This window comes from Agromyces selenitireducens (assembly GCF_052748465.2).
Window position 1 is genome coordinate 2321593 of sequence record NZ_CM188259.1, and the last position, 22930, is coordinate 2344522.

General features: G+C 71.7%; 26 protein-coding genes. 4 read left to right on the plus strand and 22 right to left on the minus strand.

Annotation, left to right across the window (positions count from 1 at the left end):
• Positions 1–68 precede the first annotated feature (68 nt).
• Both ACULK4_RS10800 and ACULK4_RS10805 read right to left on the minus strand, forming a co-directional pair.
• On the minus strand, positions 69–1028 hold the full coding sequence (locus tag ACULK4_RS10800; protein WP_445964425.1) for a tetratricopeptide repeat protein: 960 nt from the start codon (positions 1026–1028) through the stop codon (positions 69–71).
• Positions 1025–2914, minus strand: coding sequence for a DUF8094 domain-containing protein (locus ACULK4_RS10805; RefSeq protein WP_445964426.1), 1890 nt, complete (start codon positions 2912–2914; stop codon positions 1025–1027). The genes ACULK4_RS10800 and ACULK4_RS10805 overlap by 4 nt, the downstream gene beginning before the upstream one ends.
• Positions 2915–3116: 202 nt before the next feature.
• On the opposite strand from ACULK4_RS10805, the gene ACULK4_RS10810 reads away from it, so the two are divergent.
• Entirely contained in the window at positions 3117–4727 is a 1611-nt protein-coding gene (locus ACULK4_RS10810) for a DivIVA domain-containing protein (protein WP_445964427.1), read from the plus strand.
• 25 nt (positions 4728–4752) lie between these two features.
• Positions 4753–5817, plus strand: a complete 1065-nt coding sequence (locus tag ACULK4_RS10815; protein ID WP_445964428.1) for an AI-2E family transporter — start codon at positions 4753–4755, stop codon at positions 5815–5817.
• Between the two features lie 13 nt (positions 5818–5830).
• On the opposite strand, the gene ACULK4_RS10820 is transcribed toward ACULK4_RS10815, so the two are convergent.
• The 9 genes from ACULK4_RS10820 to rpsB form a co-directional block, all read right to left on the minus strand.
• The gene (locus ACULK4_RS10820; RefSeq protein ID WP_445964713.1) at positions 5831–6568 is read right to left on the minus strand and encodes an alpha/beta hydrolase; all 738 of its coding nucleotides are present in this window, start codon (positions 6566–6568) and stop codon (positions 5831–5833) included.
• Positions 6569–6579: 11 nt separating this feature from the next.
• The gene (locus ACULK4_RS10825) at positions 6580–6888 is read right to left on the minus strand and encodes an Rv1322 family protein (RefSeq protein WP_445964429.1); all 309 of its coding nucleotides are present in this window, start codon (positions 6886–6888) and stop codon (positions 6580–6582) included.
• Positions 6889–6925: 37 nt separating this feature from the next.
• On the minus strand, positions 6926–7663 hold the full coding sequence (locus ACULK4_RS10830; RefSeq protein ID WP_445964430.1) for an aggregation-promoting factor C-terminal-like domain-containing protein: 738 nt from the start codon (positions 7661–7663) through the stop codon (positions 6926–6928).
• A 50-nt stretch (positions 7664–7713) separates the two neighbouring features.
• Positions 7714–8268, minus strand: coding sequence for a DivIVA domain-containing protein (locus ACULK4_RS10835; protein WP_445964431.1), 555 nt, complete (start codon positions 8266–8268; stop codon positions 7714–7716).
• Positions 8269–8288: 20 nt separating this feature from the next.
• The gene (locus ACULK4_RS10840; RefSeq protein WP_445964432.1) at positions 8289–9272 is read right to left on the minus strand and encodes a phosphatidate cytidylyltransferase; all 984 of its coding nucleotides are present in this window, start codon (positions 9270–9272) and stop codon (positions 8289–8291) included.
• A gap of 9 nt (positions 9273–9281) precedes the next feature.
• Positions 9282–9836, minus strand: coding sequence for a ribosome recycling factor (frr, locus tag ACULK4_RS10845; RefSeq protein ID WP_445964433.1), 555 nt, complete (start codon positions 9834–9836; stop codon positions 9282–9284).
• A 30-nt stretch (positions 9837–9866) separates the two neighbouring features.
• Positions 9867–10598, minus strand: a complete 732-nt coding sequence (pyrH, locus tag ACULK4_RS10850; RefSeq protein ID WP_445964434.1) for a UMP kinase — start codon at positions 10596–10598, stop codon at positions 9867–9869.
• A gap of 157 nt (positions 10599–10755) precedes the next feature.
• Positions 10756–11586: a translation elongation factor Ts gene (tsf, locus tag ACULK4_RS10855; RefSeq protein ID WP_445964435.1), complete on the minus strand. Its 831-nt coding sequence runs from the start codon at positions 11584–11586 to the stop codon at positions 10756–10758.
• A 27-nt stretch (positions 11587–11613) separates the two neighbouring features.
• Positions 11614–12675, minus strand: coding sequence for a 30S ribosomal protein S2 (gene rpsB, locus ACULK4_RS10860; protein ID WP_445964436.1), 1062 nt, complete (start codon positions 12673–12675; stop codon positions 11614–11616).
• A gap of 271 nt (positions 12676–12946) precedes the next feature.
• Between rpsB and ACULK4_RS10865 the strand changes: the two genes are divergently transcribed.
• Positions 12947–13486 carry a murein hydrolase activator EnvC family protein gene (locus ACULK4_RS10865; RefSeq protein WP_445964437.1) on the plus strand — a complete coding sequence of 180 codons (540 nt, stop codon included), beginning with the start codon at positions 12947–12949 and terminating at the stop codon, positions 13484–13486.
• On the opposite strand, the gene ACULK4_RS10870 is transcribed toward ACULK4_RS10865, so the two are convergent.
• From ACULK4_RS10870 to ACULK4_RS10915, 10 genes are all read right to left on the minus strand, one after another.
• Positions 13487–14449 (minus strand): tyrosine recombinase XerC, encoded by a 963-nt coding sequence (locus tag ACULK4_RS10870; protein ID WP_445964714.1) that lies wholly within the window; start codon positions 14447–14449, stop codon positions 13487–13489.
• A 1-nt stretch (position 14450) separates the two neighbouring features.
• A complete protein-coding gene (locus ACULK4_RS10875) occupies positions 14451–15371 on the minus strand; it encodes a phosphodiesterase (protein WP_445964438.1) in 921 nt (306 codons plus the stop codon).
• A gap of 51 nt (positions 15372–15422) precedes the next feature.
• Positions 15423–16670 (minus strand): DNA-processing protein DprA, encoded by a 1248-nt coding sequence (gene dprA, locus ACULK4_RS10880; protein WP_445964439.1) that lies wholly within the window; start codon positions 16668–16670, stop codon positions 15423–15425.
• Positions 16667–18238 carry a YifB family Mg chelatase-like AAA ATPase gene (locus ACULK4_RS10885; RefSeq protein ID WP_445964440.1) on the minus strand — a complete coding sequence of 524 codons (1572 nt, stop codon included), beginning with the start codon at positions 18236–18238 and terminating at the stop codon, positions 16667–16669. Before ACULK4_RS10885 ends, dprA begins: the two co-directional genes overlap by 4 nt.
• Positions 18238–18594, minus strand: coding sequence for a YraN family protein (locus ACULK4_RS10890; RefSeq protein WP_445964441.1), 357 nt, complete (start codon positions 18592–18594; stop codon positions 18238–18240). Before ACULK4_RS10890 ends, ACULK4_RS10885 begins: the two co-directional genes overlap by 1 nt.
• A 109-nt stretch (positions 18595–18703) precedes the next feature.
• Positions 18704–19027 carry a DUF2469 family protein gene (locus tag ACULK4_RS10895; RefSeq protein WP_067950513.1) on the minus strand — a complete coding sequence of 108 codons (324 nt, stop codon included), beginning with the start codon at positions 19025–19027 and terminating at the stop codon, positions 18704–18706.
• Between the two features lie 6 nt (positions 19028–19033).
• Complete coding sequence (gene rnhB / locus ACULK4_RS10900; protein ID WP_445964442.1) at positions 19034–19720, minus strand: ribonuclease HII; 687 nt, start codon at positions 19718–19720, stop codon at positions 19034–19036.
• Between the two features lies 1 nt (position 19721).
• Entirely contained in the window at positions 19722–20471 is a 750-nt protein-coding gene (lepB, locus tag ACULK4_RS10905; protein WP_445964443.1) for a signal peptidase I, read from the minus strand.
• 77 nt (positions 20472–20548) lie between these two features.
• The gene (gene rplS / locus ACULK4_RS10910; protein WP_445964444.1) at positions 20549–20896 is read right to left on the minus strand and encodes a 50S ribosomal protein L19; all 348 of its coding nucleotides are present in this window, start codon (positions 20894–20896) and stop codon (positions 20549–20551) included.
• Positions 20897–21108: 212 nt separating this feature from the next.
• Positions 21109–21633: a hypothetical protein gene (locus tag ACULK4_RS10915; RefSeq protein ID WP_445964445.1), complete on the minus strand. Its 525-nt coding sequence runs from the start codon at positions 21631–21633 to the stop codon at positions 21109–21111.
• A gap of 74 nt (positions 21634–21707) precedes the next feature.
• Here ACULK4_RS10915 and map point away from each other — a divergent pair, with 74 nt between their 5' ends.
• Positions 21708–22475 (plus strand): type I methionyl aminopeptidase, encoded by a 768-nt coding sequence (gene map, locus ACULK4_RS10920; protein ID WP_445964446.1) that lies wholly within the window; start codon positions 21708–21710, stop codon positions 22473–22475.
• 21 nt (positions 22476–22496) lie between these two features.
• Here the strand turns inward: map and nirD are convergent, their stop codons facing one another.
• Complete coding sequence (gene nirD, locus ACULK4_RS10925; RefSeq protein WP_445964447.1) at positions 22497–22847, minus strand: nitrite reductase small subunit NirD; 351 nt, start codon at positions 22845–22847, stop codon at positions 22497–22499.
• Between the last annotated feature and the right edge of the window lie 83 nt (positions 22848–22930).

Here is a 22930-nt window from a genome sequence, read left to right on the forward strand (position 1 = left end):
GTTCGCGGCCGTCTCGTCTCGAGACCTGTGCGGGTCGAGGAGGCCGCCCACGGCCGTCTCGAGGCCCCTCAGTACAGCAGCGTCGCGAGCCTGCGCCGCGCCGCGGCGACGCGCGGGTCCTCGACGCCCACAACCTGGAACAGTTCGAGCAGCCGCTCGCGCACGGCGTCCTTCCCGGCCGCGTCGAGGGTGGGGAACAACTCGAGCAGCCTGGCGAACGCATCGTCGACGTGTCCGCCCGACAGGTCGAGGTCGGCGACGTCGAGCTGCGCGTCGAGGTCGCCGGGCGCCGCTGCGGCGCGGTTGCGGATCTCGTCGAGGGTCTTCCCCTGCAGGCGTCCGAGCAGGTTCGCCTGGGCGAGCCCGGCCACCGCGAGGTCGTCGCGCGGATCCTGCGCGATGGCGGTCCGGTAGGCGGATGCCGCAGCCGCGAAGTCGCCGCGCGAGATCGCGTCGAACGCCTCCTGGTGCAGCGGCGGCAGCGGCGCCTCCGCGGGCTCCTCGGCCTCGGCGGGCTCGCCGTCGGCGTCGTCGACCGGCACCTGGCCGGTCACGCCGTGCTGGGCTGCGAGCTCGAGCAGCTGGTCGAACACCTGGTCGATGACGTCGTCGGGCTGCACGCCCTGGAAGAGCGGCACGGGCTGCCCGGCGACGAGCGCGACCACGGTCGGCACGGCCTGGGCCTGCAGCGCCTGCACGAGCTGCGGGCTGCGGTCGGCATCGGCCGCCGCGAGCATGAGCCGGCCCGCGCGGGCCCTCACCAGCCGTTCGAGCGACTGCACGAGCTCTGCTGACTGCTCGCTCCACGACGCCCACAGCGCGACCACGACGGGCACGCTGCGCGAGAGCTCGAGGACCTGTCCGAACGACTGGTCGTCGGTCGCGACGACGAGCCGATCGGCGGATCCGGTCGCGTCGCCGCCGGGCGCGACATCCGTCGGTCGTCGCTCGTCGCGATGCACGAGCGACGACAGGTCGACGGCGCCGCGAAGGTTGGCGGGCAGCTGCGGGGGAACGGCGTTCGTCACGGGACCTCCGAGGCTCCGATCAGGCTCTCGGACCAGCCGAGCAGGCGGATCTGCTCGTCGGACCCGATCGCGGGGACGTAGAACATCAACTGGATGCCGATCTCGCGCTGCACGCCCTTGGCGGACTTCTCGTCGAAGCCGGACAGGGCGGCACCCGGCGCACCGGACTCGAAGCCGATGGTGCCGCCGTCGTTCGGCGTCACCTTCTCGGTCTGCGTCAACGAGACCGCCACGAGGGCACCCGAGTCGTTCGTCGCGAGCGCCACGGTCGGGCTGTCGCCGACCGCGTTCGAGAAGGCGATGTCGGCCGTCTCGGGCAGCGCGTCGGCGATGGCCTGCTGGCCCTCCACGCCGAGCTGCTGGCGGATGACGTCGCCCTCCGGATCGAAGAACTCCGCGAACTCCGACTCGTCGCCCTTCAGGAGCAGGTCGGCGTAGGCCGGCGCCACCTGGCCGGTCGGCATGACGAGACCCTTGAACTCGGGATTGATCGGCGGCGCGCCGATGGAGGCCGGAGCGACCTCGGGCACGTCCGCGTCCGGCACGAGCGCCGTCGCGTAGAGGATCTTGTAGTTGTCGCGCGGCGTCTCCTGCTGGAGCACGAGCGCGGTGGGCGCCACGGTCTCGTCATTGCTGTTCTGCGCGATCGTGACCACCGTGCGCGGCCAGCCGGACGCCTGCTGCGGAAGCGTCAGGGTGAGCGGCGCCGCGGGAATGGCGGGCAGTTCGGGGTGGTCGGGCAGCGCGCCACGGATCGTGTAGTTCGCCTCGCGGGCCTCGAGGGCCGGCCCGGTGAAGCGCTCGGGAAGTCGCGCGGAGTCGCGCGCCTCGTCGACCTCGGTCGTGAACACCGCGACGCGGCGCATGATCCGCTCCATCTGCGGAACGGTCACGGCGGGCGTGACCTCCGGGCGATCGTCGCCGGATGCCTCGGCACCCTCGTCCTCCGCCTCGGGCGTGGCGGGCGGCGTCGTCACGGCCGTCGACTCCGGGGTCGACGCCAGGTCGGGCCAGTAGTCGGACGAGCACGCCGACAGCGCCAGCGCGGGCACGAGCAGCACGGGCACGAGCGCGATCCGTCGTGCCTGCCCGAGCGAGCGGTGGCCGCTCGAACCGGACGGCAGGCCGCGGGAGGCGCGCGAAGGCCGTGGCGCGCGCATGAGCTTGCCCTTGGGGCCCCTGGGCAGGTTCCGGCGGGGCCCGCGGGAACGGCGGTGATGCACGACGCCCCAGACGACGAGCAGCGCACCGATGAGGAAGAGCAGCGCACCGCCCGCGATGAGGGGTCCCGCCCACGGGGTCGAGTTGTCGAGCGGCCACGACACGGTGATCCGGCCGGGGGCGGGCTCGCCCTCGCTCGACGCGAGCATGACGGCGATGCCCTCGGGCACGTCGACCGTCGTGCTCACGGTGCGGTCGCCCGTGAACTCGTCGAGCCACAGGTCGCTGCCCGCGGGAACCACGACCGGCTCGGCATCCTCGTCGCCCTCCGACTCCTCGGCCGGCTCCTCGGCGGCGGGGGCCTCGGCGGGCGGCGTCGGGTTGAGGTCCTCGACCGGCTGCGCGACGACGACCTCGCTGGTGAACTCGGCCGCCTCGGCGTCGTACCCGACGCTCACGTAGGGCTCGTCCCCGATCCAGGCCAGCACGTCGTCGGTCCGGCCGTACGAGAGGAACACCGTGTCGCCCCCGGAGGCCGTGATCGTCTGCTTGCCCTCGTGCGCCGCCAGCGCCTCGGGCTGCAGCACGATGTACTCGGCCTGATTCTCGACGACGGTCCCGAGTGTCACCTTGTCCGGTTCGAGGAAGACCGTCCGTTGGGCGATGCCGAAGCCGACCATCACGGCGGCGGCGGCGAACGCCAGGATCGCGAGAACGAATCGCACGCAGTTACCTCCAGGCCGCACGGAAGCGGCATCCGACAAAGACACCCAAGATTAGCGGCGTTGTCTGGGAGTCGCCTAACCGGGGTCTGGATGCCACGACGCGAAACGGCGCGCCACGGACGGGCGCCCTCGCCGTATGATCGGAGGCGACCCGCGCCCCCACAATCCCCCACAACGCGGGCCACGGACCCCGGAGGAAGAATTGGCCGTCGAAGAGACCGAGTTCACGCAGGTATTCCGCGGATACGACAAGGATGAGGTCGACCGCAGCATCAACTCGCTGCGCCGCGAAATCATCGCCGCGAACAACGCGACGGCCGAGGTGCAGAAGGAGAACAAGCGCCTCAACGCGCGCATCGAAGAGCTCACCGCAGAGCTCGAGGAGGTCGGCAGCCCCACGTTCTCCGGCCTCGGCACGAAGCTCGAGAACACGCTCCGTGTCGCTGAGGAGCAGTCGACGCGCCTCATCGCCCAGGCCGACATCGACGCCGAGAAACTCCGTCGCGCCGCCGAGGACGAGGCGCACCTCATGCGATCCGACGCGCACGAGCTCGCCGAGCGGACCCTGTCCGAGGCGCGCGCACAGGCGAACCGCCTGCTCGAGAACGCCCGCGCCGAGGCCGACGACATGGTCGCCCGCGCCCAGGAGTCGAGCGAGGAGTTCCGGGAGGACGCCAACCGCGACGCTGCCGCCATCCGCGGCGCCGCGAGCACCGAGGCCGCCGAGGCGCGCGCGATCGCCAAGCGCGAGGCCGCCGCACTGGTCGCCGAGGCCGAGCGCAAGGCCGCCGAGATGCTCGTCGCCGCGAACACCGAGGCGAACGAAGCGCGCGCGGCCGCCGCCGGCCTCCAGGAGGAGACCGAGCAGACCCGGGCCGAGGTCGCGATCGAGCTCGACCAGAAGCGTGCCGAGCTCGCCAAGGAGACCGAGCAGGCCCGCATCGACCTCGCCCGCGAGACCGAGCAGGCCCGGATCGACCTCGAGCGCGAGACCGCGGAGTCCCGTGCCGCGATCGAGGCGGAGATCGAGGAGCGCCGCGCGACCCTCGAGCACGAGCTCGAGCAGGCCCGCACCGACCTCGAGCGCGAGCTCGAGGCCGCTCGCGCGAAGCTCGCACAGGAGCGCGAGCAGACCGCGGTCGACCTCGAGCGCGAGTCGGAGACGGCTCGACTGAAGCTCGAGCACGACCTCGACCGCATCCGAGCGAAGCACGCCGCCGAGCTCGAGCAGATGCGCGCCGACCTCGCCCTCGAGCAGGAGCAGGCGCGCGCGGACTTCGAGGCCGAGGCCGAGCAGGCACGCATCGACCTCGACAACCAGCTCACTTCGCTGCGCAAGAAGACCACGCACGAGGTCAACCGCATGCGTCGTGAGATCGAGCGGGCGCGCATGGACCTCGACTCCGAGCTCGCCACCAAGCGCGACGAAGCCGAGCAGGAACTGCTCACCGCACAGCAGGAGGCGTCCGAGCAGACCAAGAGGTTCCTCGACGACGCCAACGCCGAACTCGCCGAGGCCGTCGCCCGCACCAACCAGGCCCGCGCCGAGGCCGACCGCCTCGAGTCCGAGGTCCGCTCCGAGATCGCCACGGCGCGCGACAAGGCCGACGAGGAGGCGCGCGAGCGCGTCGCCGCCGCGCACGCCCAGGCTCGCAAGCTCATCGCCGACGCCGAGGAGCGCACCCGCGCCCTCGTCTCCGACGCGGAGGACCGCCTCGCGCAGATCAAGATCGAGCGCGACGCCGTCGCCGGCTACTTCGAGAGCCTGAGGGGCGTGCTGACGCAGGCCGAGCAGGTCGCGAACAAGAAGTAGCGCGAGCGACGGACAGGACGCGTCGGTGAGGATCCAGAACGCGTTCCGGTTGGCCCTCGTCGGCACCCTGGGTGTCGGTGCGGGCCTGCTCATCCTGGCCGCGGTCGCGAGCCTGTCGACGATCCTCACCTACGTCGGGGCCGCGCTCTTCCTCGCCCTCGGCCTCGAGCCCGCCGTCAGCGGGCTCGAGCGCCGGGGGCTTCCGCGTTGGGCGGCGATCCTCCTCGTCGTCGTCGGGGTCGCCGCGCTGGTCGCCGCGCTGCTCCTCGCCGTCATCCCGATCATCGTCGAGCAGGTCGGCGAGCTCATCGCGCTCATCCCGGTGATCATCGCGCAGCTGAACCGCGTCGACTGGATCGAGTGGCTGCAGGAGCAGTTCCCGCTGCTGAAGATCGACGAGATCAGCGCGCAGGCCTCCGCGGCGCTCACCGACTTCTTCACGAACCCCGACAAGCTCAGCGAGCTGCTCGGCGGCGTGTGGCAGGTCGCCCTCGCGATCGGCAGCGGCGTGTTCGCGGTGCTGATCGTGGCGGTGCTCACGGTGTACTTCACGGCCTCGCTCGACGCGATGAAACGTGCGACGTACCAGCTCGTGCCCGCGTCGCGTCGAGCGCGGTTCGCCGACCTCACCGAGCAGATCACGCAATCGGTGGGCCGCTACGTCATCGGCCAGGTCTCGCTCGCGGCCGTCAACGGCGTGCTGAGCTTCGCGTTCCTCTCGATCATCGGCGCCCCGTTCCCCGCGGTGCTCGCGTTCATCGCGTTCCTGTTCTCGCTCGTCCCCCTCGTCGGGACGCTCACCGGCTCGATCATCATCGTGCTGGTCTGCCTCATCCCCGGGGTGGGCTCGCCTCTCACGGCCCTCGTGGCCGCGGTCTACTACCTGGTGTACATGCAGGTCGAGGCGTACGTCCTCGCCCCGCGCATCATGAGCCGCGCGGTGCGCGTTCCCGGCGCGCTGGTGGTCGTCGCGGCACTCGCCGGAGGCACGCTGCTCGGCATCCTGGGCGCGCTGGTCGCCATCCCGATCGCCGCGGCGATCCTGCTCATCATCAAGCAGGTCGTGATCCCGCGTCAGAACGAGCGCTGAGGCGGCGCCGTGCCTACTCCCGCGTTCCGGTGACGGATGCCGCGGGCCACTCGGTCGGAAGCGGCAGCGCCGCCGGGTTCACGGCGCGGACCATCTCGTCGAGCACGCGACGGGTCTGCGACTCCCCCACCCACAGGTGCTTGCCGCCGGTCACGTCGATCCTCGTGAGGTGTGGCAGGTCGGCGAACCGCTCGGCGGCCTCGGCGGGCTTCAGGTAGTCGTCGTGCTCGGGGATGAGCGCGACGAGCGGCACGCCTGAGTCGCGCCACCGGCCGAGCTCCTCGTCGGTCGTGCGATGCAGCGGCGGCGACAGCAGGATCGCTCCGTCGATGCCGTGATCGAGCCCGTATTTCAGGGCGAGCTCGGTGCCGAACGACCAGCCCACGAGCCATGGTCGCGGCAGCGCGCGCTCCTTGACGAAGCGCATCGCTGCAGCGACGTCGTCGCGCTCGGTGACGCCCTCGCCGAACCGCCCCTCGCTCGTGCCGCGCGGCGACGACGTCCCCCGCGTGTTGAAGCGCAGCACCGCGAGGTCGGCCAGCGCCGGCAGCCGGGCGGCGGCCTTCCGCAGCACGTGCGAGTCCATGAACCCGCCTGCGGTCGGCAGCGGATGCAGCGTGACGAGCGTCGCGACCGGCGGCCGGTCGACGGGCGTCGCCAACTCCCCGACGAGCCGCAGCCCATCGTCGGTGCGCAGCTCTATCTCCTCGCGACGCGCGGGGAGCTCGACGCCCGCCCGGATCTCGATCATCGCCTGGTCGTTCACGTCGGTCCGATCCTCCAGCAGTGGGTGTGCCAGTGCCGCCTCGAGGCGAGGTCGGCAGCGTCGCCGAGCACGCCGTCGGCGCGCCAGGCGACGAGATGTGCGGTGCCCGGCTCGACATCGAGTCCACAGCCCGGACAGCGGTACGCCTTGACGGCCTGCGCCTCGGTCACGGGCTGCACGTTCCACTCGCGGCCGCCCCGCACCTCGGTGCGGCGCCATCCGGCCGTCAGGCGCTCGACGTCGAGGTCGGGATGCGGCTCGCGCGCTCGCGCGGCGCGGCCACGGGAGCGGTTCGAACGGGCCATCCGTCAAGTCTACGGTCGCGTCGGCGCGCGTCCCGAGTCAGTACCAGCCGACGCTCTGGGAGTGCGCCCAGGCGCCGCACGGCGTGCCGTACCGGTCCGAGATGTAGCCGAGGCCCCATTCGACCTGCGTCGCGGCGTTGGTGGCCCAGTCGTCACCGGCGGTGGCCATCTTCGATCCCGGAAGGGCCTGGGGGATGCCGTACGCGCCGCTGGAGGGGTTCATCGCGTTCACGCGCCAGCCCGACTCCTTGTTCCAGAGTGCGACCAGGCAGTCGAACTCGCCGCTCCCCCACCCGCGGGCGGCGACCGCGCCGGCGGCATACGCCTGCGCCGATCCCGGGTCGGGGACGACCGCAGGCGGCGCGAATCCGGACGAGGTCGGGTCGGGCTCCGGCTCGGGCTCCACGTACTTCTCGACGAGATAGCCCTCCGACGCCACGGACACCGAGTACTCGCCCGCGACCTCGATCTCCTGGGCGGCCTGGCCGTCGAACCGGTCGACGGGGACGTAGGTCGCCGAGGCGGTCGCGCCCGAGTACGGGTCGACGACGTTCACGAGGAGGAATCCCACGGAGGCGGCGAAGGCGAACACCACCGTGGCGGCCTGCTTGACGGGGCTCGTCACGCTCGAGCGCGTCGCTGCCTCGGCGGAGCGGGCGTACCGTGGCGCCCATGCGACACCCGTTCCGGTTCCGCCGGACTCGACCTCTCGGATCCGATGCTCGCCCATGACGATCGGCGTCTCGTCGCCGTGATCACCCGAATGCCTGCCCACGATTCGATGAGTGTAACGGAGCCGACGGGCCGCGGCGAAACGGGCGGCGGTCATCGGACGGCGAGCATCACATCGACCACCGCGTCGAGCAGGAGATCGACCTGCGACTCGCGGTATCCGCCGCGTTGCGCCGTGAACACGACCCCCCGGACGTCGTCGATCGCGACGGGCCAGCCGTCGCGGAAATAGCGGGTCAGACGGTCGGCGAAGCGGTCGACCTCGCGGACGTTGTAGCCGAGTGCGAGCCGGCTCACCCGGTCGAAGCGCAGCCCCTCGGGGCGCGCGAGTCGGTTCGCGACGACCTGCGCCGTCGTGCGCGCCTCGGCGAGCCAGGCCTCGTCGCCGTGCAGCTTCGACGCGATCTGCCGTTCCTGGAACGCGAACGCGTCTTCGAGCCGCTCCATGGCCGCGTCGACGTGTGCGGTCGAGTAGCCGCCCTTCTGCATCGCGAAGGCCGTCAGTCGGATCCGCTCGGAGTCCAGTTCGGGGTCGTCGGGCAGCGGCCTGCCGTCGTACGCGCGCCGTGCGCGCTGCAGGAACTCCTCGACCTCGGACGTCTTGTAACCCAGCTGGTTCTTGCGCGCGCGCGGGAACGTGGCATCCACGGCACCAGTATCCCGCACGCTCATCCGAACATCCGGAAGGCGACGAACGCGACGGCGGCCGACGGGAGGATCGAGTCGAGCCGGTCGAGGAATCCGCCGTGGCCCGGAAGCCACGAGCTCATGTCCTTGATGCCGAGATCGCGCTTGATGAGGGACTCGGCGAGGTCGCCGAGCGTGGCCGTGAGGAAGATCGCCACGCCGAACGCGAGGCCGAACCACCACGTGTTGCCCAGCATGAACACCGACAGCAGCACGCCCGCGATGATGCTCGCGAGCGCACCCCCCGCGAAGCCCTCCCATGTCTTCTTCGGGCTGATCACCGGGGCCATCGGGTGCTTGCCGAACGCGAGCCCGGACGCGTAGGCGCCCGTGTCGGCCGCGACCGCGATGATGATGAACGCCAGGGTCCACCACTGGCCGCCCTCCGCGGCGGTGAGCACCACGGTGAACGTGGCGAGGAACACCACGTAGGCCTGTACGAGCAGACCGGCGCCGAGGTCGCGTGCGAGCCCGTGCGACGATGCACGGACCCCGGGCGCCGCCTGCTCGGCGAGCCGCCACGCGACGACGAGGGCCATGCCGGCGAGGACTGCGGCGATCTGTCCCGCAGCCCCGCCGTAATAGGCGACGGGCACGGCCACGATCGCCGCCGCGACCGTGGGCACGCGCGGCACGCGGTATCCGCCGTTGCGGAGTGCCGCGGCGAGCTCGGAGCTGGCGAATGCGGCAAGCACGACCGCGAACACCATGAAGAGTTCCTTGACGACGAGCAGGCTGAGCAGCAGCGTTCCGCCGAACGCGACGCCGATGCCGATCGCGAGGAACAGGTTGCGCCCGGTGCGTGCGTTGATCCGCTCCTGCGCCTGGTCGAACTGGGCGCGCGACGCCTCGAGCTGCCGTTCGAGCTCGACGCGGCGCTGGTGCATCTGCGCGCGGAACTCCGCCCGCGACGAGTGCTCGTGGTCGCCGGCGTCCGAACGCTCCCCCTCAGGGACGCCTTCCATGGTCCGTCCTCAGACCTCGAGGAGCTCGGCTTCCTTGCGCTTCAGGGCCTCGTCGATCTGGTCGACATGCGACTTGGTGATGTGCTCGAGCTCCTTCTCGGCGCGCGCCACCTCGTCGTCGCCGACCTCGCCCTTCAGCGAGTCGAGGTCGTCCTTGGTCTTGCGACGGATGTTGCGCACCGACACGCGGGCATCCTCCGCCTTCGACCGCACGATCTTCACGAACTCCCTGCGGCGCTCCTCGGTGAGCTCGGGCAGCGTCACGCGGATGATGCTGCCGTCGTTGGTCGGGTTCGCGCCGAGGTTCGGGGTGTCGCGGATCGCCTGCTCGATGTCCTTCAGGGCGCCCTTGTCGTACGGGGTGACGACGAGCGTGCGCGCCTCGGGATTGTTGAGCGACGCGAGCTGCGCGAGCGGCGTCGGCGTGCCGTAGTAGCTCACCATGATTTTCTGGAAGAGCTGCGGGTTGGCACGACCGGTCCGAACCGACGCGAAGTCGTCCTTCGCGACCTCGACGGCCTTCTGCATGCGCGTACTTGCTTCGGACAGAACATCCGCGATCACGGGGACTCCTTCTCTCGGGCTCGGGACAGTCTATCGATCGGCGGTCGGCTCGCCGTTGCTCACGATGGTGCCGAGCTGCTCGCCGAGGATCGCCTTGGTGACGTTGCCGGCCGGCTCCATGCCGAAGACCTGCATCGGCATGCCGTTGTCCATGCACAGGCTGAACGCGGTCGAGTCGACGACCTTGAGCCCGCGCTGCAGCGCCTCCTGGTAGCTGATCCGATCGATCTTGTGGGCGTCGGGGTTGGTACGGGGATCGTCGGAGTAGACGCCGTCGACGCCGTTCTTCGCGACGAGCACCACGTCCGCGCCGATCTCGAGCGCGCGCTGGGCGGCGACCGTGTCGGTGGAGAAGTACGGGAGCCCGGCGCCCGCGCCGAAGATCACGACGCGGCCCTTCTCGAGGTGCCGTTCGGCGCGGCGCGGGATGTATGGCTCGGCGACCTGGGTCATCGCGATCGCCGACTGCACGCGGGTCTCGGCGCCCGCCTGCTCGAGGAAGTCCTGCAGTGCGAGTGAGTTCATCACGGTGCCGAGCATGCCCATGTAGTCGGCACGGCCGCGGTCCATGCCGCGTTCGGAGAGTTCGGCACCCCGGAAGAAGTTGCCACCGCCGACCACGATCGCGATCTCGACCGTGCGCGCGGCATCCGCGATCTCACGCGCCATCGCGCTGACCACGTCGGGGTTCACTCCCAGCGCGCCGCCGCCGAACGCCTCGCCCGACAGCTTGAGCATGACCCTGCGCTTGTGTTCCGTCATCCCCGACCGATCCTTCCCCTTGGGTGTCAAAACTAGTGGTTCGCCGGTCCCGGCGCAGTGCCGGTCCGGGCCGTGTCCGGATGCCGCCGTCGCGGAGGCGTCCGCACACAGGAAAGAGCCCGGATCGCCGTGGCGATCCGGGCTCCCATGTCACGACCTACGCGCCGACCTTGAAGCGGGCGAAGTCGGAGACGGTGATGCCGGCGTCCGACAGGACCTTGCCGACGGACAGCTTGTTGTCCTTGGCGTAGTCCTGCTCGAGCAGCGCGACCTGCTTGAAGAACGCGCCGAGGCGACCCTCGACGATCTTCGGGAGGGCGGCCTCGGGCTTGCCCTCCTCGCGGGTGATCTGCTCGACCAGCGCGCGCTCCTTCTCGACGGCCTCGGCCGGGACGTCCTCGCGCGTGAGGTACTCGGGAGCGGCGAACGAGATGTGCTGTGCGACCGAACGGGCGGTCTCGGCGTCGGTACCGGAGTAGCCGAGCACCACGCCGACCTGGGGCGGCAGGTCCTTCGACGTCTTGTGCAGGTAGATCGAGAAGCTCTCGCCCTTGACGAGGCGGACGCGACGCAGCTCGACCTTCTCGCCGAGGATCGCCGCCTCCTCGTCGATGATGTCGGCGACGGTCTTGCCGTCGGCCGGCGCGGCCAGGGCGGCCTCGACGGTCTCGGCGCGTGCCGCCGCGACGGCCGCGAGCACGCGGTCGGCGAGCGCGACGAACTTGTCGCCCTTGGCGACGAAGTCGGTCTCGCAGGCGAGCTCGATGAGGGTTGCGGTGCCGTCGCCGTTGTCGACGGCGGCGACGAGGCCTTCGGCGGTCGAGCGGTCGGCGCGCTTCGCGTTGCCCTTCGCGCCCTTCAGGCGGAGGATCTCGACGGCCTTCTCGAGGTCACCGTCGGCCTCCACGAGCGCGTTCTTCGTGTCGACCATGCCGGTGCCGAGGCGCTCGCGCAGGTTCTTGACGTCTTCGAGGGTGAAGTTGGCCATATCAGGCAGTCTCCTGGACTCGTGGTCTTACTTGGACTCGGCGTCGGCCGGTGCGGCCTCGGCCTCTGCTTCGGCAGCCTCGGGCTCGGTCGCCTCGGGCGCCTCGGTCTCGGGCGCCTCGGTCTCGGGCGCCTCGGTCGCCGTCGCCTCAGGCTCGGTCGCCGTCGCCTCAGGCTCGGTCGCCGTCGCCTCGGGCTCGGTCGCCTCGGCCTCGGTCGGCTCGGGAACCTCGGTCGGCTCGGCGACGACCTCGGCGGCCTCGGCCTTCGCCTCATCCTCGGTACCGGCGACCTTCTCGGTCTCGGCCGAGGACTGCTCGGGGGTCTCGGCGGCGCCGGCCTGGAGGAGCTCCTGCTCCCACTCGGCGAGCGGCTCGGCCTCCTGGCCCTCCTCGGGCTTCTGGTGGCGCTGGATGAGGCCCTCGGCGGCGGCGTCGGCGATGATGCGCGTGAGCAGGCTCACCGAGCGGATCGCGTCGTCGTTGCCCGGGATCGGGTACTGGACCTCGTCGGGGTCGCAGTTGGTGTCGAGGATGCCGATGACGGGGATGTTGAGCTTCTTGGCCTCGTCGATCGCGAGGTGCTCCTTCTTGGTGTCGACGACCCAGAGCGCCGACGGAGTCTTCGAGAGGTTGCGGATGCCGCCGAGCGACTTGTGCAGCTTGTCGAGCTCGCGCTTCTTGAGGAGGAGCTCCTTCTTGGTGAAGCCCGACGTGGTGCCCTCGAAGTCGAGCTCCTCGAGCTCCTTCATGCGCGCGAGGCGCTTGGAGACCGTGGCGAAGTTGGTGAGGAGCCCGCCGAGCCAGCGCTGGTTGACGTAGGGCTGGCCGACGCGCGTCGCCTGCTCGGCGATCGACTCCTGCGCCTGCTTCTTCGTGCCGACGAACAGGATGGTGCCGCCGTGGGCGACCGTCTCCTTGACGAAGTCGTACGCCTTGTCGATGTAGGCGAGCGACTGCTGCAGGTCGATGATGTAGATGCCGGAACGCTCGGTGAAGATGAACCGCTTCATCTTCGGGTTCCAACGGCGGGTCTGGTGCCCGAAGTGCACGCCGCTGTCGAGCAGCTGGCGGATGGTGACGACGGCCATGGCCGTACTCCTTCTGTTCTCAGTTGTCGCCCCGGCCGGCGGCCGGAAGCCCTGGTGCCCGGCACGGCTCCGCCGGCTCTTTCGAGCGGGACTGAGTGGAGTCGGTGGCCGAATGGGCACGCGTAGTCGCCCCGACAGGCGGGGCGCTCCGGACATGCTATCACGCGGGTCGGTTCGGGCCCGTCCTCCACAGGGCTCGCGAACCGGCTCCGCCGCACCGCCGCTGCGCTTCCCGCACGGCCGGGCGGCGCGGCCGGGAAGGCTCGTCGACATGCCCCCGATCGCGCGCCGTCCCCCCGTGTTCCCCGCCTCGATCCTCCTGGTCGCCCTGGTCGTCGCGACGGGGCCGACCACCGCCCTGGCCGCGGACACCTCCCCCGCTCCCGATGCCCGTGCGAACGCCGAGTGGGAATGGCCGATCGCACCACCCGTGCGCATGACCGAGCCGTTCCGCGCGCCGCCGACGCCGTACGCGGCCGGTCACCGGGGCATCGACCTCGCGGCACCGCCCGGCACCGTCGTGCGCGCGGCCGCCGACGGCGTCGTCGCCTTCGCCGGCCCGGTGGCGGGCCGCGGGGTGCTGTCGATCGACCACGGCGGCGGGGTCGTGAGCGCGATCGAGCCGGTCGCGGCATCCGTCGTCGTGGGAGACCGCGTGGTCTCGGGCGCCGCCGTCGCCGTCACGAGCGAGGGCGGTCACTGCGACGGCAGCTGCGCGCACTTCGGCGTCAGGGTCCACGGCGAGTACGTGTCGCCCCTGCTCTTCCTCGGCGGGTTGCCACGCGCGGTGCTGCTGCCGCTCCGCGGGTGATCACGCCCTGGGGTGCGCGGTAGCGTACGTCTGCTTGAGCCGCTCGGCGGAGACATGCGTGTAGATCTGCGTCGTGCCGAGGCTCGCGTGTCCGAGGAACTCCTGCACGGCGCGCAGGTCGGCGCCGCCGTCGAGCAGGTGGGTCGCAGCGCTGTGCCGGAATGCGTGCGGGCCGGCGGGACCGGACCCCGGGAGCTCGGCCAGCAGCCCGGCGACCAGCCGGTGCACGGCGCGCACGCCCAGTCGTCCGCCCCGGACGCCGAGGAACACCGCGTGGCCGCCGGCCCGTGGGCGGGCCGAGCTCGTCGCACGCTCGGACCCCGCGGAACCCGAGCCGCCGTCGGCGGCGAGCAGTGCCGGCCGCGCTCGCTCGAGGTAGCGGTCGAGCGCGACGGCGGCGGGCGCGCCGTAGGGCACCACCCGCTCCTTGGATCCCTTGCCCGTGACCCGGACGGTGCGGTTGCTCCGATCCACGTCGTCGAGGTCGAGGCCGACGAGCTCGGAGACGCGCAACCCGCACGCGTAGAGCAGTTCGACGATGGCGAGGTCGCGGACCGCCACCGGGTCGTCGTCGATCGCGGCGAGCTGGAGCCCCTCGATGAGGTCGGAGACGGCGGGGGCGGCGACGACACGCGGGAGCGTGCGCTTGGCGCGCGGTGCGCGGAGCCTCGCGGCCGGGTCCGAGGCGACGGCGCCGGTGCGTTCGAGCCAGGCGCAGAAGCCTCGAGCGGATGCCGCGCGGCGGGCCACGGTCGCGCGCGCGAGGCCGCGCTCGGTCGCGACCCAGAGCCAGTCGCGGAGCAGATCGAGGTCGAGGCCCCCGATGTCGCCGATATCCCGCTCGACGGCGAACCGGACGAGGTCGGCGAGGTCGGACGCGTACGCGTCGACCGTGTGCTCGGAATATCCGCGCTCGTGGCGAACGTGGCCGAGATACCCGTCCACGGCCGCGTCGAGGCGCAGGTCACCCATCGGCGAACATGCCCCGTTTGCGGGAGAAGCGCTCCAGGCGTCCGTCGTCGTCGAGCGCCTCGAGCTCGCGGATGAACTGCTCGCCGAAGCTCGTGACCTCGGGAAACGCCCCCACGGGCACCACCGAGGTCACGACGCCCTCGTCGAACAGGTGGACGAGCGAGATCGAGTGGCCGCCGTCGATCCCCACCATCCCGCGCAGCGGCGCCGACAGGTCCATCGTGTAGGCGAGGGCGCCGGCGACCGACACGGGGATGCCGGCGAAGCTGCCCTGCGTCGGGTAGTGCAGGTGCCCGCCGAGGATCACGCGGATGTCGGTGCCGCGGACCACGTCGGCGAGCGCGTCCTGGCCGCGGAGCTCGAGCACGTCCATGAGCGCGAGCGCGGTGGCGATGGGCGCATGATGCATCGCGAGCACCGTGCCGTACGGCGCCGGCTCCCGGAGCACGTCGCGCAGCCACTCGAGCGTGGCGGGTTCGAGTGCGCCGTGGTGGTAGCCGGGCACGCTCGTGTCGAGCGTCACGAGCCGGAGCCCGCCGAGGTCGACGACGCGGTTCACCGGGCCGTGGGTCGGGTCGGGCTCGTGGAGGAGGATCTCGGCGAACGGTGCGCGTTCGTCGTGGTTGCCCATGACCCACACGAGGCGGGCGCCGGTCGCCTCGGCGAGCGGTTCGAGCGCGTCGCGGATGCGGAGGTACGCATCGCGCTCGCCGAGGTCGGTGACGTCGCCGGTGACGAGGATGGCGTCGAGCGAGCCGGCCAGCCGGCCGAGCTGGCGGATGGCTCGGTCGACATGCGCCACGGTGTCGGCGGTTCCCCCGAGCGGGGCGCCCCCGGCGAGGAAGTGGGTGTCGCTCAGGTGGGCGATCACGTGCCGCGCCGCCGGGTACCTGCCGAATCGGGGATGATCCATCGCTGCCTCCCGCGGCCAGCCTAGGACCCCGCCGGTCCGCAGGGCGAGGGGTCACGCCGAGTGGCGGCGAACCCAGCCGTCGTCCAGGCGTCGAGCAAGGCCGGTCGCGTCGAGCGCCCCGAGGGCGCCGAGCACCGCTCCGGTGTCGAGTCCGGCGCGCTGCGCGAGGTCCACCACGGTGCGGACGCGCCGCACGCCGAGGGCGTCGAGCACTCGCCGTTCGTCGGAGGTCAGGCCCTCGACCGCGCGATCATGGGGAGCGGGTCGGCCGTCGCGATCGACGGGCGCGGTGTCGCCCACGGGGACGGTGCCGACGAGTTCGGCCATCTGCGCAGCATCGGTCACGCACACTGCGTCGAACTCGCGGAGGAGACGGTGGCAGCCGGCCGAAGCGGGGCTGGTCACGGGGCCGGGCACCGCGCCGAGCGGACGCCCGAGCGCAGCAGCGTGACCTGCGGTATTGAGCGAGCCCGACCGCATTCCCGCCTCGAGCACGACGGTGGCCTGTGCGGCCGCGGCGATGAGGCGGTTGCGCTGCAGGAAGCGCCAGCGGGTCGGCGCCGCGCCGCACGGCATCTCGGAGACGACGGCCCCGGTGCGAGCGATCTGCGTCAGCAGCGCGTCGTGACCGACGGGATAGAAGCGGTCGACCCCGCCGGCGAGGAACGCCACGGTCGTGCCGCTGCTCGCCATCGCCGAGCGATGGGCGGTGCCGTCGATGCCGTAGGCGCCGCCGGACACCACCGCGATCCCGCGGTCGACGAGGCCGGCGGCCGCCTCGATCGCGACGTGCTCTCCGTAGCGGGTGGCCGCCCGCGCTCCGACGAGGGCGATCGACGGGGTCTCGGCGAGCGCGTCGGCGCGCCCCCGCACCCAGAGGGTGAGCGGCGCGTGCACATCGAGGTCGCGCAGCGCATCGGGCCAGTCGGCGTCGGCGGGAAGGACGAGCCGCGCGCCGACGCGCGCGGCCTGGCCGAGGCCGCGCGCGAACGCGGCGTGGTCGAGCCGCGGGCGCCAGCGCTGCAATCCTGCCGAGACCTCGTGCACCGACACTGCGGCACCGCGCTCCACCGCCACCGCGGTGACCTCCCCGCCCGGCCGACCGGCAAGGATCTCCTCGGCGACCCGCGCCGCTCCGAGCGCTGCAACGAGGCGACCGAGCACGCCGTCGCCGGGCTCCGACACGAAACCGAGGATCGCCGCCGCGGCGAGGTCGCGGGGCTCGAGGTCGTCGCTCGACGGGCGCACGGCAGCGAGCGCGGCTGACGAGGCGGTGATCGTCCGATCGAGCGCGCTCATGCCTGCAGCCCCGATCGCAGCGCGAGGGCACGCCCGACGTGCTGGGCGTTCGGCCGGGACGCGCCCTCGAGGTCGGCGACGGTCCACGCGACCTTCAGCACCCGGTCGTAGCCGCGCATCGTTATGCGTCCCTGTTCGAGCGCGAGGTCGAGCGCTCGAGTGGCGACGCTGCCGGGGTGCATCCCGCCCTCGCCGCGCAGCCACGGGCCGGGCACCTGCGCATTGGTGCGCCATGGTGTGCCGGCGTACCGCTCCACGGCGACATGCTGGGCTCGCACGACGCGCTCCCGCGCTTCGAGGGAGGTCAGCACGGGGGCGTGGGGTGAGGTGTGCTTCATCCGCAGCATCGCCGGCGTGAGGCGGTTGACCTGCAGCCGGAGGTCGATCCGGTCGAGCAGGGGGCCGGACATGCGCGCGAAGTAGCGTCGCCTCGTCGCAGGCGGGCACGCGCACATGTCGGTCGCCGTCTCTCCGCCCCCACAGGGGCACGGGTTCGCGGCGAGCACGAGCTGGAATCGCGCAGGGAAGGTGGCGACGGCGCTCGACCGGTGGATGGTGATCTCGCCGGACTCGAGCGGCTGGCGGAGCGCGTCGAGCACGGACGCGGGGAACTCGGGCGCTTCGTCGAGGAAGAGCACGCCGTGCGAGGCGCGCGCGGCGGCGCCGGGGCGGATGCCGCGGCTTCCGCCGCCGACCATCGCGGCCGCGCTGGCGGTGTGGTGCGGCGCCTCGAACGGCGGCCGGACGGAGAGCGTCCCGCTGATGCGTTCCCCGGCGAGCGACCGGAGGGAGGCGACCTCGAGTGCGGCATCGGGCGAGAGGTCGGGCAGGATCCCGGGCAACCTGGAGGCGAGCATCGTCTTGCCGGCGCCTGGCGGACCCGCCATGAGGAGGTGGTGGCCGCCGGCGGCCGCGATGAGCAGGGCGTCGACGGCGTCCGGGTTGCCGACGACATCGGCGAGATCACCGCCGACCGCCGATCCGATGGCAGGTCCGCCGGGGTCGGCTTCGTCGCCGAGGACCGGCTCCAGCCCGTCGCACGCCGACAGGTCGAACTCCCCGCCGTGCCGCACTGCCGCCTCGAGCAGGGACGCGACGCCGACGACTTCCACGCCCGGCACGAGGCGTGCCTCATCGGCGTTCGCGACCGGCACCATCACTCGGTCGTGTCCGGCCCGCGCCGCCGCGCGCACCGCGGGGAGGATGCCGTGGGTCGGCCGCAGTCGACCGTCGAGCCCCAGCTCGCCCAGGTGCACGAACCGCTCGACCGACTCCCGATCGACCGTGCCCGCCGCGGCCAGGCATGCGAGCGCGATCGCGAGGTCGAAGCCCGAGCCGTGCTTCGGCAGCGAAGCCGGGGAGAGGTTCACCGTGAGGCGGCGGGAGGGCAGCGGGCACCCCGCATTGGTCGCCGCGGATCGGACGCGTTCACGGGCCTCGCCGAGGGCGGCGTCCGGCAGCCCGATGATGACGAGCGCGGGAAGCCGGCTCGAGAGGTCGGCCTCGACCTCGACGACCGAGCCGGTGAGCCCGACGAGCGCGATGGAGCGCGTGCGTGCGACGGGCATCAGGCGATCCGCTCGAGGTGCTCGACGATCGCCGGCGCGGTCGACGGGGCGAACACCGCGACGGCATCGATGCGGATCCGTCCGGTGGGCGACTCCTGGGCGTCGCACCACGCGAGCGCCAGGCGGCGCAGCCGGGCGAGCTTGCGCGCGGTGATCGCCTCGAACGGATGGCCGTACCCGTCGCCGGCGCGGGTCTTCACCTCGACGAAGACCGTCTCGTCGCCGTCCCGGAGCACGAGATCGAGCTCGCCGTACGGGCACCGCCAGTTGCGGTCGATGACGCGCATGCCGCGCGCCTGCAGGTGGTCGGCGGCGAGTTGTTCGCCGTGCCGACCGAGTTCGGTGTTGTGGGCCATGCGCCCAGCGTCGCGGTCCGTGCCGCACGGCTGTCACGCCGAGCGGAGACCCGGGGCGGACCGGTCGAACGGAAGGGTTGTGCAGGAATGCTCGCCCGACGCCGACCGGCTACTCCTCGAGCGCGAGGTCCTTGGGCAGCTCGAACTCGCGCGTCGCCAGCTCTTCGACGTTGACGTCCTTGAAGGTCAGCACGCGCACCGACTTCACGAACCGGTCGGCGCGGTAGACGTCCCACACCCAGACGTCCTTCATCGAGAGCTCGAAGTAGAAGTCGTGCTCGGTGTCGCGGCGCACCAGCTCGACCTCGTTCGCGAGGTAGAAGCGGCGCTCGGTCTCGACCACGTACTTGAACTGCGAGACGATGTCGCGGTATTCGCGGTAGAGCGCGAGCTCCACTTCACGGTCGTAGTCTTCGAACTCGTCCTCATCCATCGCTGATCATCCTACTTCGAGGTCGAACAGCGACGGCGCCGCCTCAGCCGATCGCTCGTGCAGCCACGTGCGCCGATGCATCGCGCTGGGCCCGTGCTCGGCGATGGCCGCGAAGTGGGCGGGGCTCGAGTAGCCCTTGTTCTCGTCCCAGTGGTACAGCGGCGTCGCGTCGTGCGCCCGGCGCATGCCGGTGTCGCGGTGCACCTTGGCGATGACGGATGCCGCGGACACCGACGCGCAGTCGCGGTCGGCCTTGATCCGCGTGATCACCTGGGCGCGGTGCTCGATGGAGGGGCTGAGCCAGTCGTAGTTGCCGTCGAGCAGGAGCGGCGCTCCCGCGACGAGCCCGCGGTCGAGGCCGAGGGCGGCGAACGCGCGGGCGCCCGCGAGGCCGAGGCAGGCCATGATGCCGAGCCGGTCGATCTCCTCGGCGCTGGCCTCGCCGACCGCTGAGGCCACGACCCACGACGCCGCGCGCGGCGCGAGCAGCTGTCGCTTCGGCTCGGGCAGGAGCTTGGAGTCGCGGAGGCCGGCCGGCATCCGCTTGACTGCGGCGTCGATGACGACGATGCCGACCGCGACGGGGCCGGCGAGTGCGCCACGGCCCACCTCGTCGCAGGCGAGGACCACGGGCGCTCCCCCGGCGAGCAGCTCGCGCTCGATCTTCAGGGACGGCACGCCGGAGGGGCTCACCTCACTCGGCTCCCTCGTCGACGCCGGCGTACACCTCGGGGTAGTTGTCGAGGACGGTCCAGTTCGAGATGGGCCAGCTGACGACCACGGCACGACCGACGACGTTGTCGATCGGCACGAAGCCCTCGAGCGGTGTCTCGGTGTTGTAGCGCGAATCCTTCGAGTTGTAGCGGTTGTCGCCCATCACCCACAGCGAGCCCTCGGGCACGACCACCTCGAAGTCGTCGCGGGACACCTTGGTCTCGCCCGGCGGGAGCGCCACGTACGGCTCGTCGAGCGGGACCCCGTTGACGGTCACCTGGCCGAGCGCGTTGCAGCACGCGACGGTGTCGCCTGGCAGGCCGATCACCCGCTTGACGAGGTGGTCGTTCGAGTCGGGCGCCGACAGCCCGACGAACGCGAGGAACCAGTCCATCGCGGCGACGACGGGCGGCTGCTCCTCCTCGACGCGCGCGGGCAGCCAGCCGCCCGGGTCCTTGAACACGACCACGTCGCCGCGCTCGATCTCGGTGAGCTCGGGCACGAGCTGGTTGACGATGATCCGGTCGTCCTGCACGAGGGTCTGCTCCATCGACTGCGACGGGATGAAGAAGGACCGGATGAGGAACGTCTTGATGAGGAACGAGACGAGCACCGCGACCACGAAGATCACGACGAGGTCGCGCAGGAACAGCAAGAGGCTCCGACGGCGCGACGGCGGCGTCTCGGATTTGGCGCGTTCGTCGCGCGTGATGCGTGTGTCTTCAGTCATGAAATGGCTCGAGCTCCCCGACCCAGTCTAGGGGCGGGGAGCTCGAGCGGATGACGCGTGGAGCGGCGGGAGGCCGATCAGTTGTCGCGCTTCTCCTTGATCTTGGCCTTCTTGCCGCGGAGCTCGCGCAGGTAGTACAGCTTCGCGCGGCGCACGTCACCGCGCGTGACGACCTCGATGCGGTCGATCACGGGCGAGTGCACCGGGAACTTGCGCTCGACGCCGACCTGGAAGCTGATCTTGCGGACCGTGAAGGTCTCGCGGACGCCCTCGCCCTGACGGCCGATGACGACGCCCTGGAAGACCTGGATTCGCGAGCGCGTGCCTTCGACGATGTTGACGTGGACCTTGACGGTGTCGCCGGGACGGAAGTCCGGGATGTCCGAGCGGAGGCTCGCGGCGTCGACGTGGTCGAGGATGTGCATGATGGTTCGCTCTCTGCGCCCGCCACCGGTCGAACGCGGATTCATGGATGGAAGTGTCTGGTGCCGCTTCGCGCGACGGGAGGTCGCGCCGTGCGTGCTCCCCGGAGGCAGAGCCATGCGGCGGCACAATCGTCCATTCTGCCAGATCACGGGCCCCACGGCCAAAAGCCGGTGACGGATGCCACTGGGCGATGCGCCCGGGCGGGGGCGCGTCAGTCGCGCCGCTCCTCCCACGACCGCTCCTCGCGGATCACGATGACCTCGCCGCCGTCCGCCGCACGGCCCGCGCCGCGGTCGCCCGGGATGCCCGCGCCGGGCGATGCGCCCGAGGACGCGATGCGCTCGTACTCCTCCATGGTGGCGCGCACGCGCCGTGCCCCGTCGCTGAGGAGGCGCCACACCGCGTACCAGAACGCCGCGATGGCGCCGATCATCGCGAGGATCGCGAAGGTGATGCCGGTCGGTCCGTACACGCCGGCCGCGATGATGAGCAGGTGCCAGACGCCGAGCACCGCGACATCCGCCCAGTCGACCGCCTTGTCGCGACGCACGTCGGGCCTCGCGGCGATGAGGAGCGCGACGACGCCGAGCGAGATGAACGCGATCGGGGTGGCGAACATCAGGCCGATGACGCCCCACCCGCTCGAGCCGAAGATGGCGTAGCCGACGAGCAGCCACACCGGCAGCACGATCGCAGCGATGAACTGCCACCGGTAGAAGGCGCGACGGATCAGCATGCGGCCAGCGTACCCGCGCCTGCCCGGACGGGCCCCGGGTGTTCACTCAGGGCGGACCCGACAGAATGGAGCACGTGATCGAACTGAGGACCCCTGCGGAGATCGAGCAGATGCGGCCGGCGGGCCGATTCGTGGCGAGCGTGCTGGAGGCGACGTCGAAGGCGGCGGCGCCGGGCGTGAACCTGCTCGAGCTCGACGCGCTCGCGCACGACATGATCCGCGCGGCCGGCGCGACGAGCTGCTACATCGACTACCACCCGTCGTTCGGCGGCAGCCCGTTCGGCAAGGTCATCTGCACCTCGGTGAACGACGCCGTCCTGCACGGCCTCCCCCACGACTACACGCTGGAGGACGGCGACCTGCTGAGCCTCGACTTCGCGGCGTCCGTCGACGGCTGGGTCGCCGATTCGGCGATCTCGGTCGTGGTCGGCACCCCCCGCGAGGAGGACCTGCGCCTGATCGACACGACCCGCCGCGCCCTCGACGCCGGCATCGCCGCCGCTCGGCCCGGCAATCGCATCGGCGACATCTCGCGCGCGATCGCCGACGTCGCCAAGGCCGAGGGCCTGTCGATCAACACCGACTTCGGCGGCCACGGCGTCGGCCGCACCATGCACGGCGAGCCGCACGTGCCGAACAACGGACGCCCGGGCCGCGGGATGCCGCTGAAGCCCGGCCTCGTCGTCGCCATCGAGCCCTGGTTCCTGCACACGACCGACCGCATCTTCACCGACCCCGACGGGTGGACGCTGCGCAGCGTCGACGGGTCGCGCGGCGCGCACTCCGAGCACACCATCGCGGTGACCGACGGCGACCCGATCGTCCTCACGCAGCGCGGCTGATCGCAGCCGGCGCGCCCCGCGTCATCCGTCGACTTCGACCTCGAGCATGCCGCCCACGACGCGCGTGCGATACGTGCGGAGCGTCAGCGACGGGTCGGTGAAGCACTCCCCCGTCCCGAGGTCGTAGACCTCCTTGTGCAGGGGCGACGCTATCGTCGGACGCTCGCCGCGCGACCCGACGATGCCTCGCGCCATGACGGGCGCGCCCGTGTGCGGGTCGTGGTGGTCCACCGCGTACACCTCCTCGCCGGCGACGCGCACGATCGCGACCTGGCGCTCGTCGAGCAGCGCGACCTCGCCCCACCCGGGCTCGAGGTCGGACACCGCGCACGCGCGGGCCCACGTGGTCGTCAGTTCGATGGTCGACGTCATCACCGGCTCCCTTCGTCTCGGTGCCACCGACGCTATGCGCGCCATGTTTCCCCGGCCGCGTCCGCCGTGTTTCGGACTGGTGA

Bases quoted from the DNA above. Each gene is read 5' to 3' on its own strand.
- ACULK4_RS10820 (WP_445964713.1), bottom strand. From the start codon at position 6,568: ATGATCGAGATCCGGGCGGGCGTCGAGCTCCCCGCGCGTCGCGAGGAG.
- ACULK4_RS10825 (WP_445964429.1), bottom strand. From the start codon at position 6,888: ATGGCCCGTTCGAACCGCTCCCGTGGCCGCGCCGCGCGAGCGCGCGAG.
- ACULK4_RS10840 (WP_445964432.1), bottom strand. From the start codon at position 9,272: ATGGAAGGCGTCCCTGAGGGGGAGCGTTCGGACGCCGGCGACCACGAG.
- pyrH (WP_445964434.1), bottom strand. From the start codon at position 10,598: ATGACGGAACACAAGCGCAGGGTCATGCTCAAGCTGTCGGGCGAGGCG.
- tsf (WP_445964435.1), bottom strand. From the start codon at position 11,586: ATGGCCAACTTCACCCTCGAAGACGTCAAGAACCTGCGCGAGCGCCTC.
- rpsB (WP_445964436.1), bottom strand. From the start codon at position 12,675: ATGGCCGTCGTCACCATCCGCCAGCTGCTCGACAGCGGCGTGCACTTC.
- ACULK4_RS10865 (WP_445964437.1), top strand. From the start codon at position 12,947: ATGCCCCCGATCGCGCGCCGTCCCCCCGTGTTCCCCGCCTCGATCCTC.
- ACULK4_RS10875 (WP_445964438.1), bottom strand. From the start codon at position 15,371: ATGGATCATCCCCGATTCGGCAGGTACCCGGCGGCGCGGCACGTGATC.
- dprA (WP_445964439.1), bottom strand. From the start codon at position 16,670: ATGAGCGCGCTCGATCGGACGATCACCGCCTCGTCAGCCGCGCTCGCT.
- ACULK4_RS10885 (WP_445964440.1), bottom strand. From the start codon at position 18,238: ATGCCCGTCGCACGCACGCGCTCCATCGCGCTCGTCGGGCTCACCGGC.
- ACULK4_RS10890 (WP_445964441.1), bottom strand. From the start codon at position 18,594: ATGGCCCACAACACCGAACTCGGTCGGCACGGCGAACAACTCGCCGCC.
- ACULK4_RS10895 (WP_067950513.1), bottom strand. From the start codon at position 19,027: ATGGATGAGGACGAGTTCGAAGACTACGACCGTGAAGTGGAGCTCGCG.
- lepB (WP_445964443.1), bottom strand. From the start codon at position 20,471: ATGACTGAAGACACACGCATCACGCGCGACGAACGCGCCAAATCCGAG.
- rplS (WP_445964444.1), bottom strand. From the start codon at position 20,896: ATGCACATCCTCGACCACGTCGACGCCGCGAGCCTCCGCTCGGACATC.
- ACULK4_RS10915 (WP_445964445.1), bottom strand. From the start codon at position 21,633: ATGCTGATCCGTCGCGCCTTCTACCGGTGGCAGTTCATCGCTGCGATC.
- nirD (WP_445964447.1), bottom strand. From the start codon at position 22,847: ATGACGTCGACCATCGAACTGACGACCACGTGGGCCCGCGCGTGCGCG.